Annotated in this window: 17 protein-coding genes; 13 read left to right on the top strand and 4 right to left on the bottom strand. The window is 70.6% G+C overall.

Annotated features, from left to right (window positions below):
- Positions 1 to 21: 21 nt before the first annotated feature.
- Positions 22 to 402, top strand: coding sequence for a hypothetical protein (locus AA23TX_RS38265; protein ID WP_155547866.1), 381 nt, complete (start codon positions 22 to 24; stop codon positions 400 to 402).
- A gap of 83 nt (positions 403 to 485) precedes the next feature.
- Positions 486 to 1,190, top strand: a complete 705-nt coding sequence (locus AA23TX_RS38260; protein WP_155547865.1) for a ComEA family DNA-binding protein — start codon at positions 486 to 488, stop codon at positions 1,188 to 1,190.
- Here the strand turns inward: AA23TX_RS38260 and AA23TX_RS38255 are convergent.
- Positions 1,187 to 1,777 (bottom strand): nitroreductase family protein, encoded by a 591-nt coding sequence (locus AA23TX_RS38255; protein WP_196425770.1) that lies wholly within the window; start codon positions 1,775 to 1,777, stop codon positions 1,187 to 1,189. The genes AA23TX_RS38260 and AA23TX_RS38255 overlap by 4 nt on opposite strands.
- 230 nt (positions 1,778 to 2,007) lie before the next feature.
- Here AA23TX_RS38255 and AA23TX_RS38250 point away from each other — a divergent pair, with 230 nt between their 5' ends.
- From AA23TX_RS38250 to AA23TX_RS38235, 4 genes are all read left to right on the top strand, one after another.
- Positions 2,008 to 3,273 carry an aspartate kinase gene (locus AA23TX_RS38250; RefSeq protein ID WP_155547864.1) on the top strand — a complete coding sequence of 422 codons (1,266 nt, stop codon included), beginning with the start codon at positions 2,008 to 2,010 and terminating at the stop codon, positions 3,271 to 3,273.
- Positions 3,273 to 4,310, top strand: a complete 1,038-nt coding sequence (locus AA23TX_RS38245) for an aspartate-semialdehyde dehydrogenase (protein ID WP_155547863.1) — start codon at positions 3,273 to 3,275, stop codon at positions 4,308 to 4,310. Before AA23TX_RS38250 ends, AA23TX_RS38245 begins: the two co-directional genes overlap by 1 nt.
- An 88-nt stretch (positions 4,311 to 4,398) precedes the next feature.
- Entirely contained in the window at positions 4,399 to 5,589 is a 1,191-nt protein-coding gene (locus AA23TX_RS38240) for an RtcB family protein (protein ID WP_155547862.1), read from the top strand.
- A gap of 16 nt (positions 5,590 to 5,605) precedes the next feature.
- Complete coding sequence (locus AA23TX_RS38235) at positions 5,606 to 5,989, top strand: DUF8711 family protein (protein ID WP_196425769.1); 384 nt, start codon at positions 5,606 to 5,608, stop codon at positions 5,987 to 5,989.
- Positions 5,990 to 6,050: 61 nt separating this feature from the next.
- Here the strand turns inward: AA23TX_RS38235 and AA23TX_RS38230 are convergent, their stop codons facing one another.
- On the bottom strand, positions 6,051 to 7,190 hold the full coding sequence (locus tag AA23TX_RS38230; protein ID WP_155549335.1) for an MFS transporter: 1,140 nt from the start codon (positions 7,188 to 7,190) through the stop codon (positions 6,051 to 6,053).
- A gap of 184 nt (positions 7,191 to 7,374) precedes the next feature.
- Here AA23TX_RS38230 and AA23TX_RS38225 point away from each other — a divergent pair, with 184 nt between their 5' ends.
- The 3 genes from AA23TX_RS38225 (at position 7,375) to AA23TX_RS38215 (ending at position 10,431) form a co-directional block, all read left to right on the top strand.
- The gene (locus AA23TX_RS38225; RefSeq protein WP_230863013.1) at positions 7,375 to 8,901 is read left to right on the top strand and encodes an MFS transporter; all 1,527 of its coding nucleotides are present in this window, start codon (positions 7,375 to 7,377) and stop codon (positions 8,899 to 8,901) included.
- Complete coding sequence (locus AA23TX_RS38220; protein WP_196425768.1) at positions 8,882 to 9,481, top strand: acyl-CoA-like ligand-binding transcription factor; 600 nt, start codon at positions 8,882 to 8,884, stop codon at positions 9,479 to 9,481. Before AA23TX_RS38225 ends, AA23TX_RS38220 begins: the two co-directional genes overlap by 20 nt.
- 425 nt (positions 9,482 to 9,906) lie before the next feature.
- Positions 9,907 to 10,431 carry a hypothetical protein gene (locus AA23TX_RS38215; protein WP_155547861.1) on the top strand — a complete coding sequence of 175 codons (525 nt, stop codon included), beginning with the start codon at positions 9,907 to 9,909 and terminating at the stop codon, positions 10,429 to 10,431.
- Between the two features lie 86 nt (positions 10,432 to 10,517).
- Here the strand turns inward: AA23TX_RS38215 and AA23TX_RS38210 are convergent, their stop codons facing one another.
- Positions 10,518 to 11,570, bottom strand: a complete 1,053-nt coding sequence (locus tag AA23TX_RS38210) for an alpha/beta hydrolase (protein WP_155547860.1) — start codon at positions 11,568 to 11,570, stop codon at positions 10,518 to 10,520.
- A gap of 127 nt (positions 11,571 to 11,697) precedes the next feature.
- Here AA23TX_RS38210 and AA23TX_RS38205 point away from each other — a divergent pair, with 127 nt between their 5' ends.
- From AA23TX_RS38205 to gad, 4 genes are all read left to right on the top strand, one after another.
- Positions 11,698 to 12,270, top strand: a complete 573-nt coding sequence (locus tag AA23TX_RS38205) for an NADPH-dependent FMN reductase (RefSeq protein ID WP_196425767.1) — start codon at positions 11,698 to 11,700, stop codon at positions 12,268 to 12,270.
- Between the two features lie 135 nt (positions 12,271 to 12,405).
- Complete coding sequence (locus AA23TX_RS38200; protein ID WP_155547859.1) at positions 12,406 to 12,828, top strand: organic hydroperoxide resistance protein; 423 nt, start codon at positions 12,406 to 12,408, stop codon at positions 12,826 to 12,828.
- Positions 12,829 to 12,861: 33 nt separating this feature from the next.
- Positions 12,862 to 13,338 (top strand): Dps family protein, encoded by a 477-nt coding sequence (locus AA23TX_RS38195; protein WP_155547858.1) that lies wholly within the window; start codon positions 12,862 to 12,864, stop codon positions 13,336 to 13,338.
- 83 nt (positions 13,339 to 13,421) lie between these two features.
- A complete protein-coding gene (gene gad, locus AA23TX_RS38190; protein WP_155547857.1) occupies positions 13,422 to 14,810 on the top strand; it encodes a glutamate decarboxylase in 1,389 nt (462 codons plus the stop codon).
- Here gad and AA23TX_RS38185 read toward each other — a convergent pair.
- A complete protein-coding gene (locus AA23TX_RS38185; protein WP_155547856.1) occupies positions 14,807 to 15,868 on the bottom strand; it encodes an NADH:flavin oxidoreductase/NADH oxidase in 1,062 nt (353 codons plus the stop codon). The two genes, gad and AA23TX_RS38185, sit on opposite strands and share 4 nt — an antisense overlap.
- Between the last annotated feature and the right edge of the window lie 44 nt (positions 15,869 to 15,912).

Genomic DNA, 15,912 nt, shown 5'->3' with positions numbered 1-15,912 from the left:
TCGCCGTGCGAAACTGCGGGCATGGGTGAGCACGCAGAGTCGTCGGCAGCGTCGTCGGACGAGGAGACGAAGGTCTCCCGCCGGGCCCCGGTCGACTGGCGCGGCACCGGCGGCAAGGTCGCCTCGCTGGTGGCGTCGATCGTCCGCTGGGTGGGATTGATCTTCGCCGCGCTGCTGGTGATCCACGTGATCTTCACGGTCGGCTCGGCCAACCCGGACAACGGCATCGTCTCGTTCGTGAAGTCCTGGGCCGACAGCCTGGCGCTGGGCTTCAGCGACCTGTTCACGCCCAGTGACGGAAAGCTGCGGGTCCTGGTCAACTACGGCATCGCGGCCATCTTCTGGCTCGTGGTGTCGGGGATCCTCGCCAAGGTCATCCGCCGGGTGGGCGGAGCTTCCTGATTTCGCGGTGATCACGATCGGCGGACCCTCGTAACGCACTGTCGCCGCCGGGCGACATCAGCACGCCGGAAGGGGTGCTGATCATGTCCGTTTCACAGCCTGTCGTGACGTCGCCGAGTGCGGTCGCCCGCGTCGGAAGCCGCTGGTACTTCGTCGTCACGATCGCCACGGTGGGGCTCTTCGCGTGGGTGCCGTTCGTGCACGCCGCCGTGCGGCTCGGCCGGAAGTCGCTCTACGCGCGCGCCGTGGTCTTCGGGGCGGCCGCCGCGGTCATGTCCACGCTGATGTCCCTTTCGCCCAAGGATGCCGCGGGCAAGACGGTCGGCACCGCGGGCAACGTGCTCACCTCGGTCGCGGTGGTCCTCGGGCTCGCCGTGGTCGCGGTCGCCTGCGTCCAGCAGGCCAAGTTGCGCCGGGAGATCCTGCGCCACGTCCCCGGTGAGCGCCTCGACGGCCCGGACCCGGCCCTCGCCGCCGCGCTCGCGGCGCGGGAACGTCGCACCGAAGCGCGAAAGCTGGTCGCGAGTGACCCGCTCATCGCGCGGGACCTCGGGATCGGCCGCCCCGACCTGCCGCGGAACTACGACGACGGTGGCCTGGTCGACCTCAACAACGCGCCGGCGGCCGTGATCGCCTCGGTTTGCGGCCTCGACCCGGCCACCGCGGCGGGGATCGTCGAGATCCGGACGGCCGCCGGCGGGTTCTCCGCCGTGGATGACGTCTTCACCACCGTGCCGGTCAACGCCTGGGACCGCCTGCGTGACCGGGCCGTCGTGCTGCCGGGCTAAAGGGCGGGCGTGCCCCACTGGCCGGTGAACGCGAACTCCTCCAGGGGTAGCCGCTGCCGCTCCGCCCGTTCCCGCTCGACCCGCCAGTCCTCCTCGAGCACCTCCGCCGGCGCCGGTGACCCCACCGCGATCGCCACCTTCGGCACCGCGTCCTCCGGAAGGCTGAACGACGACCGCACCGCGTCCGCCGAAAACCCCGCCATCTGGTGCGCCACCAGACCCAGCTCCACCGCCTGCAGGACGAGGTTCTCCGAAGCCAGCCCCAGCCCGTACTCCGCGTACGGCACCGCGCCCTTCTCGTTCGTCGTCACCATCACGCCGATCAGCAGCAGGCTCGCCCGGTGCGCCCACCCGCGGTTGCCCGAGTTCAGCGTCGCCAGGATCGCGTCGAACGTCGGCGTCCCGCGCACGCCCACCAGGTAGCGCGCGGGCTGGGTGTTGCCGAACGACGGCGCCCAGCGGGCCGCCTCCAGCAACGCCCTGACCTGCTCCGGGGAAACCACAGCAGACGCGTCCAGGGCCCGCGGGCTCCACCGCTCGGCCAGCACCGACGCGATCGGGACGCTCGTCACAGCTGGTTTCCGCATGATCGCCACGGTACTCATCGAGTGCGCTGCATCACTCGGGAGGAAGGGCTTCGCGCATTCCGTTGGTGTTACGGAAGATTTACTTCCGCACCACCCGCCCGCAGCACCCGCCCCACGTCAAGAGGGTGGCGGGCCGCCGGTGCCCCGGTAGGCTCCAGTTCAAATATGGGACGCGGGGGCTCCTCGGTGCCCACCAGGGAGCAGACCCGGCCCGTCTAGGAGGTTCGGGCGTGGCCCTCGTGGTCCAGAAGTACGGCGGATCGTCGCTGGAAAGTGCCGACCGGATCAAGCGCGTAGCCGAGCGGATCGTCGCCACGAAGAAGGCGGGGAACGACGTCGTCGTGGTCTGCTCGGCGATGGGAGACACCACCGACGAGCTGCTCGACCTGGCGCAGCAGGTCAACCCCGCGCCGCCGGAGCGGGAGATGGACATGCTGCTCACCGCCGGTGAGCGCATCTCGAATTCGCTGGTCGCCATGGCCATCGCCGCGCAGGGCGCCGAGGCGTGGTCGTTCACCGGGTCGCAGGCCGGCGTCGTCACGACGTCCGTGCACGGGAACGCGCGCATCATCGACGTCACCCCGAGCCGCGTCACCGAGGCCCTCGAACAGGGTTACGTCGCGCTGGTGGCGGGCTTCCAGGGCGTCGCGCAGGACACCAAGGACATCACCACGCTGGGCCGCGGCGGCTCGGACACCACCGCCGTCGCGCTGGCCGCCGCGCTGAACGCCGACGTCTGCGAGATCTACTCCGATGTGGACGGTGTGTACACGGCCGACCCGCGAGTGGTGCCGGACGCGAAGAAGCTCGACACCGTCACCTACGAAGAGATGCTGGAGCTCGCCGCCAGCGGCTCGAAGATCCTGCACCTGCGTTCGGTCGAGTACGCACGCCGCTACGGCGTCCCGATCCGTGTCCGTTCTTCCTACAGTGACAAGCCGGGCACGACGGTGACCGGTTCTATCGAGGAGATCCCCGTGGAACAAGCCCTGATCACCGGTGTGGCGCACGACCGCTCCGAAGCCAAGATCACGGTCACCGGGGTGCCGGACCACGCCGGTGCCGCGGCCCGGATCTTCCGCGTGATCGCCGACGCCGAGATCGACATCGACATGGTGCTGCAGAACGTGTCCAGCACGGTGTCCGGCCGCACCGACATCACCTTCACGCTGTCGAAGGCCAACGGCGCCGCGGGCGTCAAGGAGCTGGAGAAGGTCAAGGCGGAGATCGGCTTCGAGTCGGTGCTCTACGACGACCACGTCGGCAAGGTCTCGCTGGTCGGCGCCGGGATGCGCTCGCACCCGGGTGTCACGGCGACGTTCTGCGAAGCGCTGGCCAACGCCGGCGTGAACATCGAAATCATCAACACCTCGGAAATCCGGATCTCCGTGCTGATCCGCGACGCTCAGCTGGACGACGCCGTGCGCGCGATCCACGACGCGTTCGAGCTCGGCGGCGACGAGGAAGCCGTGGTCTACGCGGGGAGTGGTCGCTGATGGCCGAAGGGTTGCGGGTCGGGGTGGTCGGCGCGACCGGCCAGGTCGGCGCGGTCATGCGCAAGCTGCTGGCGGAGCGGGAGTTCCCGATCGCCGAGCTCCGGTACTTCGCCTCGGCGCGCTCGGCGGGTTCGAAGCTGCCTTGGCGCGACACCGAAATCACGATCGAGGACGCCGCGGAGGCGGATCCGTCCGGTTTGGACATCGCGCTGTTCTCCGCGGGCGGGTCGACGTCGAAGGCGCAGGGGCCGCGGTTCGCGGACGCCGGCGTCACGGTGATCGACAACTCCTCGGCGTTCCGGATGGACCCGGACGTGCCGCTGGTCGTCAGCGAGGTCAACCCCCACGCCATCAAGGAAGCGCGCAAGGGGATCATCGCCAACCCCAACTGCACCACCATGGCCGCGATGCCGGTGCTGAAGCCGCTGCACGACGAGGCCGGGCTGGTCCGGCTGGTGGCGTCGACGTACCAGGCGGTGTCCGGCAGCGGGCTGGCCGGCGTCGACGAGCTGGCGGGCCAGATCAAGGCCGGTGCCGAGCACGCTTCGCTGCTGACCCACGACGGCGCGGCGATCGAGTTTCCCGAGCCGAACAAGTACGTCCGGCCGATCGCGTTCAACGTCCTGCCGATGGCGGGGTCCATTGTGGACGACGGTGAGCTCGAGACGGACGAGGAGAAGAAGTTCCGCAACGAGAGCCGCAAGATCCTGAGCATCCCGGGCCTGGGCGTGTCCTGCACGTGCGTGCGGGTGCCGGTGTTCTCGGGGCACTCGATCTCGGTGAACGCGGAGTTCGCGCAGCCGCTGACGGTCGAGCGCGCGACGGAGCTGCTGAGGCACGCGCCGGGCGTCGAGCTGTCGGAGGTCCCGACCCCGCTGCAGGCGGCGGGCAACGACCCGAGCTACGTCGGCCGCATCCGCGTCGACCAGGGCGTCGAGGGCGGCCGCGGGCTGGCGCTGTTCATCTCGAACGACAACCTCCGCAAGGGCGCGGCGCTCAACGCCGTGCAGATCGCGGAGCTGATCGCCCAGCAGTGACCACAGTGGACGACTGAAACTCGCTTGGCCGTTTCGCGGTGTCCGGGGGATCCTGGGCACCGCGAAAACATTTCCAGGGGAGGAAATCATGTACACCGCTGTCGAAGGCGCCCGCGTCCCGATCCGGATGTGGGCGGACCCCGCGTCGGTCGAAGAGCAGGCCATGCGGCAGCTGCGGAACGTCGCCAACCTGCCGTGGGTGCACGGTCTCGCCGTGATGCCCGACGTGCACTACGGCAAGGGCGCCACCGTCGGCAGCGTCATCGCCATGCGTGACGCCGTCTCGCCCGCCGCGGTCGGGGTGGACATCGGGTGCGGCATGAGCGCCGTCCGGACGTCGCTGTCCGCGAGCGACCTGCCCGACGACCTCGGGAAGTTGCGCCGCCGCATCGAAAGCGCCGTGCCCGTGGGTTTCGGGCTGCACAAGACGCCCGTGAACCCCGCGAAGGTGCACGGCGTCGGCGGCTGGGACACGTTCTGGAAGGGCTTCGGCGAGCTGCACACCGGCGTCCAGGAGCTGCACGACCGGGCCGCGCGCCAGATCGGGAGCCTCGGCGGCGGGAACCACTTCATCGAGGTCTGCCTCGAAGAGGGCGGTGCGGACGAGGGCCGGGTCTGGCTGATGCTGCACTCGGGTTCGCGCAACATCGGCAAGGAGCTCGCGGAGCGGCACATGGCCGTCGCGCGCAAGCTGCCGCACAACGCCGACCTGCCGGACCGGGACCTCGCGGTGTTCGTCGCCGGCACGCCGGAGATGGCGGCCTACCGGCGCGACCTCTTCTGGGCGCAGGACTACGCGGCGCGCAACCGCGCCACGATGGTCGCGCTCGTGAAGCTGGCGCTGGCGGAGGTCGTGCCCGGCACGACGTTCGACGACGCGATCTCCTGCCACCACAACTACGTCTCCGAGGAGACGTACGACGGTGTCGAGCTGCTCGTCACCCGCAAGGGCGCGATCCGCGCCGGATCGGGTGACCTCGGGATCATCCCGGGCAGCATGGGGACCGGTTCGTACATCGTCCGCGGCCTCGGGAACGACTCGTCGTTCCAGTCGGCGTCGCACGGTGCCGGCCGCCGGATGTCGCGCACCAAGGCCAAGAAGCTGTTCACCGCCGACGACCTCGCGGCGCAGACGGCCGGCGTCGAGTGCCGCAAGGACTCGGGCGTCGTCGACGAGATCCCGGCGGCGTACAAGGACATCGATTCGGTGATCCGCGCGCAGACGGACCTGGTCGAGGTCGTGGCGCACCTCAAGCAGGTGGTCTGCGTCAAGGGTTGAGCGGTACCTTGGCGCGATGACGAGGGGTGGAACGACGGCCGCGCTGCTGGCCGGGATCGCACTGCTGGTGAGCGGGTGCGACCAGGTCGGCAACGCGGTCGACCAGGGGTCGAAGACCGTGGACAAGGTGGGCGCGTGCACCGAGGCGCTCGGGCTCGCGGACCTGAACCCGCTGGTCGACCCGGACAAGCTCAAGGCCCGCGCCGCGGACAAGGAGAAGCGGCTGCGGGAGCTGGCGGGGAACGTCCAGGACCAGGACGTCAAGAACGCGCTGCTGGGCATGGCCGGGTCGTACGTCGAGGTCCAGAAGGAACGCATCGAAGACGCCGGCGTCGTCGCGCAGTGGGTGCAGCGCAACGTCAAGAAGCTCGACGCCCTCCGCGTGGCCTGCGGCGGCTGACGCTCGTGAGTGAGAAACAGGGTTAGAACACTGTTTCTCACTCACGACCGCCGCGGCAGACCTACTGACTTTCGGCCAGCGCCGGGACCGGCTCCACGGCCGGTTCCGGTGTGCGGCGGTGCAGCAGGCCGGCCGCCGCGATGACCAGGCCGCCCAGGCCCGCCGCGGCGAAGCCCCACGCCGGGCTCGAGTGGTCGATCGCGAAGCCGACCACCGGGCTGCCCAGCGCCAGGCCGAGGCGCGTCGACGCGTCCTGCAGCCCCATCGCCTCGCCGCGGACCTGCGGCGGGGCGATCCGGCTGACCGTCTCGGTGGTGGCCGCGAGCGTCGGCGCGCAGACCAGGTTCGTCGGGATCAGCACCAGCATCAGCAGCCACCACGGCTGGTCCGCGAGCCCGACCGGCACCACCAGCAGCGCGAGCAGCAGCATCAGCAGCCCCTGCGGCAGCGACTTCTTGACCGCGCCGTGGACGATGCCGCCGATGATCGACGCCGCGCACATCACCGCGATCACCAGCCCGGTCACGCCGATGTCGCCGTTCGCGCGCAGGGCCGCCAGCGTCGCCAGCTCGGTGCCGACGAGCACGAACAGCGCACCGGCGGCGATCAGCAGCGTCGCCACGAGCCGGCCGGTGAGCCAGCTCCGCAGCGGCGGCCGGGTGGTGGACGCGCCGGGCTCCATGCTTTCGCGGATGGGCGGGTCGACCAGCCAGATCAGGAAGGCCGTGCCGCCGAAGAGCACGCCGAGCGCGGTGAGCGTGAAGGTCGGGGAGAGCGTGGTGATCGCCGCGATGCCTATCGCCGGACCGATCATGAACGTCGCTTCGATCGAGATCGTGTCGAGCGAATACGCCGCACGGCGCTCCGCGGCCGGGACGAGCGTGGCCAGGACCTGACGCGCGAGCGAGCCCGCCGGCACCGAGAGCATCCCGCCCGGGATCGCGACGGCGGCGAGCGCCGCGTAGGGCAGGTGCGGCGCGGCGATCCAGAACACCGTCGTGCCGATCCCGCAGACGGCGACGACCGGGCGCAGGCCGTAGCGGTCGAAGCAGCGGCCCAGCAGAGGCGCGCCGAGCGCCATGCCGAGGGTGACGCCGGCGCCGACCAGCCCGGCGGCGCCGTAGCCGCGGCCGAGTCCGGTGACGATGTACAGCGTCATCAGCACGCCGTTCATGGTCATCGGCAGCCGGGCCAGGAACATCAGGGCCATCGTCGAGGGGACGCGGGGGACGGAGAGCACCCGGCGGTAGGGCTGCAGAGGCACGCCCTCGATGAGAACCCAAGGTGGTACGCGCGTGCAACTTATTTCCCGTCACCGAGGTGCTGGCGGCCCAAGATTATGAGAGCTACTATCATTTGGTAGCGACTACCAAATGGGGGTCCCTGTGACTCAGCCCTATCCACGCAGGTGGTGGGCGCTCGGCGCGCTCGCGGTGAGCCTGCTGACCGTCGGACTCGACCTGACCGTGCTGAACGTCGCCGTGCCGACGCTCGCCGTCGACCTCGGCGCCACGACCACGCAGCTGCAGTGGTTCGGCAACGCCTACACGCTGGCGCTGGCCGCGCTGCTGCTGCCGGCGGGCCTGCTGGGCGACCGGTTCGGCCCGAAGAAGCTGCTGCTCGGCGCGCTCGCGCTGTTCGGGCTGGCCTCGCTGGGGTGTGCCTACGCCGGCTCGCCCGGCCAGCTGATCGCCGCCCGCGTCGTGCTCGGCGTCGGCGCCGCGTTCCTCATCCCGCTCTCGCTCTCGCTGCTGAACGTCCTGTTCCCGCCGGAGGAGCGGGCGAAGGCGCTGACGACGTGGGTGCTGGCGACGTTCGTCGGCATCCCGCTCGGCCCACTGCTCGGCGGCTGGCTGCTCGACCACTTCGCGTGGGGCTCGGTGTTCCTGATCAACGTGCCGCTGACCGTGGTCGGCCTGGTGGCAGTGCTGTTCCTGGTACCGCTCACCCCCGGGTCCGGCCGGGGTGCGATCGACTTCACGGGCATCGCGCTCTCGGCGGCCGGGCTGGTCGCGCTGACCTACGGCTTCGTCTACGCCGGCGAGCACGGCTGGGCCGACCCGGCGACGTACGGCCTGCTCGCTCTCGGCGCGGCGGTGCTCGCGGTGTTCTGCCGGTTGCAGACGCGGACGGCGGCGCCGTTGACCGATCTCGGGCTGCTGCGCGAGCCGCGGTTCGTCTGGGGCGCGGTGCTCGCGACGATGGCGTCGTTCGCGCTCATGGGCCTGCTGTTCGTGCTGCCCCAGCTGTTCCAGGCGGTGCAGGGGGCCGACGCGCTGGAGACCGGCGTGCGGCTGCTGCCGCTGATCGGCGGGATGCTGGTGTCGGCGAAGATCGCCGAGAAGCTGGTCGCCGCGGTCGGCGTCCGCGTGGTCGTGACGGCCGGGTTCTCGCTGCTCGCGGCCGGGATGGCCTGGGGTTCGACGACGTCGCCGTCGGACGGCTACGGCGGCACCGTCGGCTGGGAGCTCGTCATCGGCTTCGGTACGGGGTGCACGCTGCCGCCGCTGATGACGATGGCGATGGGCGCGCTCACCGAGGGCCGCTCGGGCGCCGGCTCGGCGCTGATCCAGGTGCTGCGTCAGGTCGGCGGCACGATCGGCGTCGCGGTGTTGGGCACGGTGCTCAACGGCGTCTACCGCGCGGGCGTCGCCGTCGACGGCCTGCCCGCGCCGGTCGCCGACGCGGTGCGCGGCAGCGCGTCGGGCGCGGTCGCCGTCGCGGGGAAGCTGCACCGGTCCGCGCTCGCCGACTCCGCGCGGCTCGCGTTCACCGACGGCATGGCGGCGACGCTGTGGGTCTGCGCCGGGCTCGCCGTGGCCGGCGCGCTGCTCGCGGTGCTGTTCCTGCCCGGGCGGACGGCCCCCGGGACGCAGCCGCGAGAATCGGAGCATGACGTCGTCGCGATCTGAGCCCACGGGGCTGCGGGAACGGAAGAAGGCCAAGACGCGTGCCGCGATCCAGCGGCACGCGTTGCGGCTGTTCCGGGAGCAGGGCTACGGCGCGACGACGGTCGACCAGATCGCGGCGGCGGCGGAGATCTCGCCCAGCACCTTCTTCCGGTACTTCCCGACGAAGGAGGCCACGGTGCTGTACGACGCGTTCGACCCGGTGCTGGTCGCGGCGACGCTCGCTCAGCCGGCCGAGCTCACCCCGCTCGCGGCGTTGCGGGCGACGGTGGACGTCATCCGCGAGCAGGTCTCGGGCCAGGACTGGGAGGACGAGCGCCAGCGGCAGATGCTGGTGTTCCGCGAGCCCGAGCTGCGAAGCGCGATCATGGACCGGTTCGCCGACGGGATCGAGCTGCTGGCGGGAATGACCGCCCAGCGCACCGGCCGCGCGGCGGACGACTTCGAGGTGCGCAACTGGGCGGGCGCGGTGGTCGGGGTGATCATGGCGGCGTTCCTGGGCGCGGCGGCGGACCCGGAGGCGGACACGCTGGCGGTGCTCGACCGTGCGGTGGCGCACCTGGAGGCCGGCCTCCCGCTTTGACGGCCGGCCCGCCCGCGTCTTCTCGACGGTTGTCCCTTTTCGGAATTGATTTCGCATTTCTGTCCCGACCAGGGGAGAACCTTGTGGGTGGCGGCGCGGGCGCGGGAGATTCCCCGTCTGGAGCAGTGCCGACACGCGGTCCAACGGAGTGATGAGGCCAAATGATCACCGTTTACGCCCGGGCGAGTGGCCGAAACGCTCTACAGTGGACATCCGCTACCAGCGGTGACGGAGAGAATCGATCAGGATGATCTTCAGGGGGAAGGGCAAGCTTTCGACGTTAATCAATTGCGGGCGAGTTCACTGCCTTCGCATCCGGCACGTAAGGGTTAGAAAACGTCCCTAACCGGTGATCGGGTGGCTTATCTCCGATACGGGGGGTATCGATTTAACCCGTCAGGTCTCCCGAGGCCAGGAGGTAGGAAATGAAAGGCAAGTTCGGGCGGTCCATCGCCCTGGTAGCCGCCGGCAGTCTGCTGGCGGTCGGAATGGCGGGGATCGCCTCGGCGAGCCCGGAAGGGGGCAAGGGTTCCTCCAGCACCCAGGCCCTCGCCGCACAGGTGCTCCAAATGCGTGACGACCTGACCAAGGTGGCTTACGCGGGCAACGTCGGTGCCACTCGCGCCGACCTGGGCCAGATGAGCCCGGTCCTCGCGGACATCGCCGCCGGGAAGCGCTACACGATCCAGACCGACACCCAGCAGCTGGCCGGCCTGGCCAAGGGCCGCGCCGACGAGTCCAACCGGCTGCTGACCGACCCGACGGCGAAGGCGCGCCAGCTGCCGCCGTTGCCGTTGCCGATCCCGTCGCTGCCGGACCTGCCCGGGCCGCTGAAGATCGTCAGCGACCTGGTGAAGGCCCTGCTCGCCGCGGTGACGGGCATCCTCGGCGGCCTGCTCGGCGGCCTGCCGGTGCCGCCGCTGCCGGTGCCGCCCCTGCCCACGCCGTAACCGGCCACTGAAAACAGGGGGGCCCGGAGCCCGGCCGCGGACATTTCTCCGCGCCGGGCTCCGGGTTCGTTCCGGCCGGCGGCCACTCAGTCCCGTTTGGACAGTCCCTGCCGCAGCGCGCCCGCCATCTCGGCCAGCGCCTCGCGGAACCGGGTCCCGACGCCGGTGAAGTTGATGAACCCGTGGATCAGGTCGTCGTGCCGGCGCAACGCCACCTCGACGCCCGCCTCGCGCAGTTTCTCCGCGTACGCCTCGCCCTCGTCGCGCAGCGGGTCGAAGCCCGCCGTGACGACCAGGGCCGGCGGCAGGCCGCTCAGGTCGTCCGCGCGCAGCGGGGAGAGCCGCGGGTCGGTCAGGTCCGCACCCTCCGGCACGTAGTGGCCCTCGAACCACTTCATGTGCACGTCGGTCAGGAACAGGTTTTCGGCGAACAGGTCCTGCGAGCGGTAGCGCCGCGCGAAGTCCGTCGCGGGGTAGATCAGCAGCTGGAACGCCGGCACCGGGCCGCCACGGCGAACGGCCTGCTGGGCCGTCACCGCGGCCAGGTTGCCGCCCGCGCTGTCGCCGCCGACGGCGATCCGCGCCGGGTCGGCGCCGAGGTCGCTCGCCTTCGCCACCGCGTACTCGAACGCCGCGAGCGCGTCCTCCGCGGCCGCCGGGAACGGGAACTCCGGCGCGAGCCGGTATTCGATCGACAGCACCCGCACCCCGGCGTGCTTGGCCAGGAAGCGGACGGCGTTGTCGTGGCTCGCGCGCGTGCCGATCACCCAGCCGCCGCCGTGGAAGAACACCAGCAGCGGGGATTTCTCCGGCAGCCCGACCGGCGTGTAGAGCGTCGCCGGCAGTTCGCCATCGGGTGTCGGCACCGCGATCTCCCGCACCGAGACCGGCTCGATCGGCTTGCCGCTGACCAGGTGCCGTCCGATGTCGAGCAGGGCGCGCGACTGCTCCACCGAGCCCCGCACCAGCTCGGCTCCCGCGATCTTCTGCAGCCGGAGCAGCAGCTGGGCGTCGAGCGCGAGGTCCTGTCCGTCGAGGTGCACCGGGCGGCCCGCGAGTGCCCGCCGCAACGGCTTGGGCAGCCAGAACGCGAGCTGGGACGCCGCGGCCTGGACGCGGACCGGGAGCGGGATCGCCATCTTTGCCTCCTGAGCTTCGGTGCCGCCCCGGAGGTTACTCGCCAGTAAGTAACAGGTCCAGCTGTGACGCGGGCCTCGGTCCCAAAGTCTGGATATCCACTTAAGTGGAGGGGTTAGCCTGGAAAGCGTGACTTCAGCCAGGACAGTCAACGTGCTCGGGATCGGCGGCTCGCTGCGTGAGGGCTCCCAGTCCGAACGCGCCCTGCAGATCGCGCTCTCCGGCGCGGCCGAAGTCGGGGTCCGGATCCGGATGCTCTCCGGTCCGGAGCTGATCCTGCCGTTCTACGACGCCGGCGTGCCGGACCGCGACGAACGCGCCGCGACCCTCATCGAAGCCGTGCGCCAGGCGGACGGGCTCATCGTCGTGTCGCCGGGTTACCACGGCGCGCTGTCCGGCCTGGTCAAGAACGCCCTGGACTACGTCGAGGACCTGCGTGACGACCAGCGTCCCTACCTCGACGGCCGCGCGGTCGGCCTGGCCGCGGTCGCCTATGGCTGGCAAGCGGCAGTGACGACGCTGGAGCAGCTGCGCACGATCACGCACGCGCTGCGCGGCTGGGCCACCCCCCTGGGTGGTTCGATCAACTCCGCCGAGACCAAGTTCGACGAAGGCGGCGGCGCATCCGACGAGAAGAGCGCCCGCACCCTCCGCCTGATCGGGCGCCAGGTGGCGGAGTTCGCGGTGACGCGCGCCGCATGACGTTTCGCCCGGATGCCGCCGGGTAATCGATCCACGTGATGCCTGCCATGTGGGGGCACTGTTCCGCGGGTGCGGGATGTTGTGTCCGGTGAGACGCTCATTGAGGAGCGTCCGGCGACAGAAGGCAGGCTGAGCATGGGTCAGGCGATCTACACGGCGGTGGCGACGGCTCGCGGCGACGGCCGCAACGGCGAAGTGACTTCCTCCGACGGCGTCATCGACGAGTCCCTGGCCATCCCGAAGGAAATGGGCGGCCCCGGCGGGGACAAGACCAACCCCGAGCAGCTCTTCGCCGCCGGCTATTCGGCCTGCTTCCACAGCGCCCTGCAGCTGGTCGCCCGCCAGGCGAAGGTGGCGCTGCACGACTCGACGGTGACCGCCGAGGTCAGCGTGCTCAAGCAGGACGTCGGGTTCGGTCTCGGCGTCGCGCTGAACGTCTCGCTGCCGGGCCTCGAGCAGGCCCAGGCCGACCAGCTGGTCGAGCAGGCCCACCAGGTCTGCCCCTACTCCAACGCGACCCGCGGCAACATCGAGGTGGCTCTCTCCGCCACCGTCTGAACCTTTTCCGGCACGAAGGAAGGAACACCAGAGATGAGCAAGTCTCCGATCAAGAGCCCGCTTTCCGAGGCCGACAAGGAGATCACCGGCAACGCCCTGCAGGCGACGCTGGTGGACCTGGTCGACCTTTCGCTGATCGCCAAGCAGGCGCACTGGAACGTCGTCGGCTCGAACTTCCGCAGCGCGCACCTGCAGCTCGACGAGCTGGTCGCCACCGCGCGCCAGTACGTCGACGAGGTCGCCGAGCGCGCCAACGCCATCGGCATCTCGCCGAACGGCAAGGCGAAGACCGTCGTCGAGAGCTCGGGCGTGCCCGAGTACCCCGACAACTGGCAGTCCGTGGAGTCCACGGTCGCCGCGATCGTCGACATCCTGTCCGCGCTGATCGAGCGGCTGCGGGCCCGGATCGACGAGACCGACAAGAGTGACCTCGTGACGCAGGACCTGCTGATCGAGATCACCCGCGCGCTCGAAGAGGCGCACTGGATGTGGCAGGCCCAGCAGGCTTGATTTTCGTGCGAAAGGGGCCGTTCCGGGAGGAACGGCCCCTTTCGCGTCTGCCGAAACCCGCGATCCGCAGTACGTTCGGCGGCATGGTGCTGCATCAGGGGAAGACGGACCGTCCGGACCGAGTGGGCGGCACGAATCCGATGTACGCCGGGGCGAACCCGGCGCTCGCGGCGAGCCTCGTCATGCCTCGCGACAAGCTGCGCGACGACCCCCTGCCGCCGGACGCGGCGCTGCAGCTCGTGCGCGACGAGCTGATGCTCGACGGCAACGCGCGGCTCAACCTCGCCACCTTCGTCACGACGTGGATGGAGCCGCAGGCGCGGGAGCTGATGGCCGAGTGCGTCGACAAGAACATGATCGACAAGGACGAGTACCCGCAGACGGCCGAGCTGGAGCGGCGCTGCGTGAACATCCTCGCCGACCTGTGGCACGCCCCCGATCCCACGGACATCATGGGCTGCTCGACGACCGGGTCGTCCGAAGCCTGCATGCTCGCCGGGATGGCGTTGAAGCGCCGCTGGTCCAAGCTGGGCCGCACCGGCAAGCCGAACCTGGTGATGGGCATCAACGTCCAGGTCTGCTGGGAGAAGTTCTGCGAGTACTGGGAGGTCGAGCCGCGGCTGGTGCCGATGGAGGGCGACCGGTACCACCTCTCCGCCGACGAGGCGGTGGCGCGCTGCGACGAGAACACGATCGGCGTGGTCGCGATCCTGGGCTCGACGTTCGACGGCAGCTACGAGCCGGTCGCGGAGATCGCCGCGGCGCTGGACGCTCTCCAGGAGCGCACCGGCTGGGACATCCCCGTGCACGTCGACGGCGCTTCGGGCGCGATGATCGCGCCGTTCCTCGACCCCGAACTGGAGTGGGACTTCCGGCTGCCGCGCGTGGCGTCGATCAACACGTCGGGCCACAAGTACGGGCTCGTGTACCCGGGCGTCGGCTGGGTGGTGTGGCGCGACCAGGCCGCGCTGCCGTCGGAGCTGGTCTTCAACGTGAACTACCTGGGCGGCGACATGCCGACGTTCGCGCTCAACTTCTCGCGCCCGGGCGCCGAGGTCGCGGCGCAGTACTACACGTTCGTGCGCCTCGGCCACGAGGGGTTCCGCGCGGTGCAGCAGGCTTCGCGTGACGTCGCGACGCACCTGTCGGCCGGCATCGAGGCGCTGGGGCAGTTCGAGCTGCTGACCCGCGGCGAGCAGCTGCCGGTGTTCGCGTTCACCACCCGCGCGGAGGCGGGGTTCGACGTGTTCGACGTGTCACGACGGCTGCGCGAGCGCGGCTGGCTGGTGCCGGCGTACACGTTCCCGGAGAACCGGACGGATCTGGCGGTGCTGCGGATCGTGGTCCGCAACGGCTTCACCCACGACCTCGCGGACCTGCTGCTGGCGGACCTGAAGCGCGTGCTGCCGGAACTGGAGAAGGAGGGCGGCCGCCCTCAGGATCCCGCGAAGGCGACCTCCTTCCACCACTAGTGCCAGGACTTGGCGCGGGCGTACTGGTCCGGCCAGCGGACGTCCGCGCCGAGGGTGTTCGCCGCCCGCAGCGGCCAGTGCGGGTCCCGCAGCAGGGCGCGGGCCAGGAACACGACGTCCGCTTCGCCGTCGGTGATGATGTCTTCCGCCTGCTGGGGGTTCGTGATCATGCCGACCGCGCCGGTCGGGAGGCCGGTTTCGGTGCGGATCCGCTCGGCGAACGGGACCTGGTAGCCCGGGCCGACGGGGATGTCCGGGTTCGGGGTGTTGCCGCCGCTGGAGGTGTCGATCAGGTCGATCCCGCGCTCGGCCAGGAGCTTCGCCAGCCGGACGGACTCGTCGAGCGTCCAGCCGTCCTCGGTCCAGTCCGTGGCCGACAGCCGGGCGAAGAGGGGCACGTCGGTCGTGGCGCGGACCGCGTCCGCGATTTCGAGGGCCAGCCGGGTGCGGCCCTCGAAGTCGCCGCCGTAGCGGTCGGTGCGGGTGTTCGACAGCGGGGACAGGAACTGGTGCACCAGGTAGCCGTGCGCGAAGTGCAGTTCGAGCAGGTCGAACCCGGCGCCGACCGCTTTCCTGGCCGCCTCGGCGAACGCCTCCGGGAGGGCGCTGACCTCGTCCGTGGTGAGCGGCCGCGCCGGGGCGTAGGCGCCGAACGGCTGAGCGTCGGCGCCGACGCTCAGCCAGCCACCCTCGCTCTCCGGGACGCTGCCCGAGCCTTCCCACGGCCGCCGTGTCGAGCCCTTGCGGCCGGCGTGGCCCAGCTGCATGCCGATCGCGGTGCCCTGCTTGTGCACGAACTCGACGATCCGCTGCCACGCTCCGGCCTGCGCGTCGTTCCAGATGCCGGTGTCCTGGGGGCTGATCCGCCCTTCGGGCACGACGGCCGTCGCTTCGGTCATGACGAGCCCGGCGCCCCCGGTGGCGAACTGGCCGAGGTGCACGAGGTGCCAGTCGTCCGGCACACCATCGGTGGCGGAGTACTGGCACATCGACGACACCCACACGCGGTTCGGCAGGGTCAGGCCACGGACGGAGATCGGGCTGAAGAGTCGGCTCACGTCTGGATCAACGACACGTGCCCGTGGTCTCTTCCCGTCGCCAG

Source organism: Amycolatopsis camponoti, assembly GCF_902497555.1.
Taxonomy (GTDB): domain Bacteria; phylum Actinomycetota; class Actinomycetes; order Mycobacteriales; family Pseudonocardiaceae; genus Amycolatopsis; species Amycolatopsis camponoti.
This window is presented reverse-complemented; position numbering and strand designations above follow the sequence as displayed.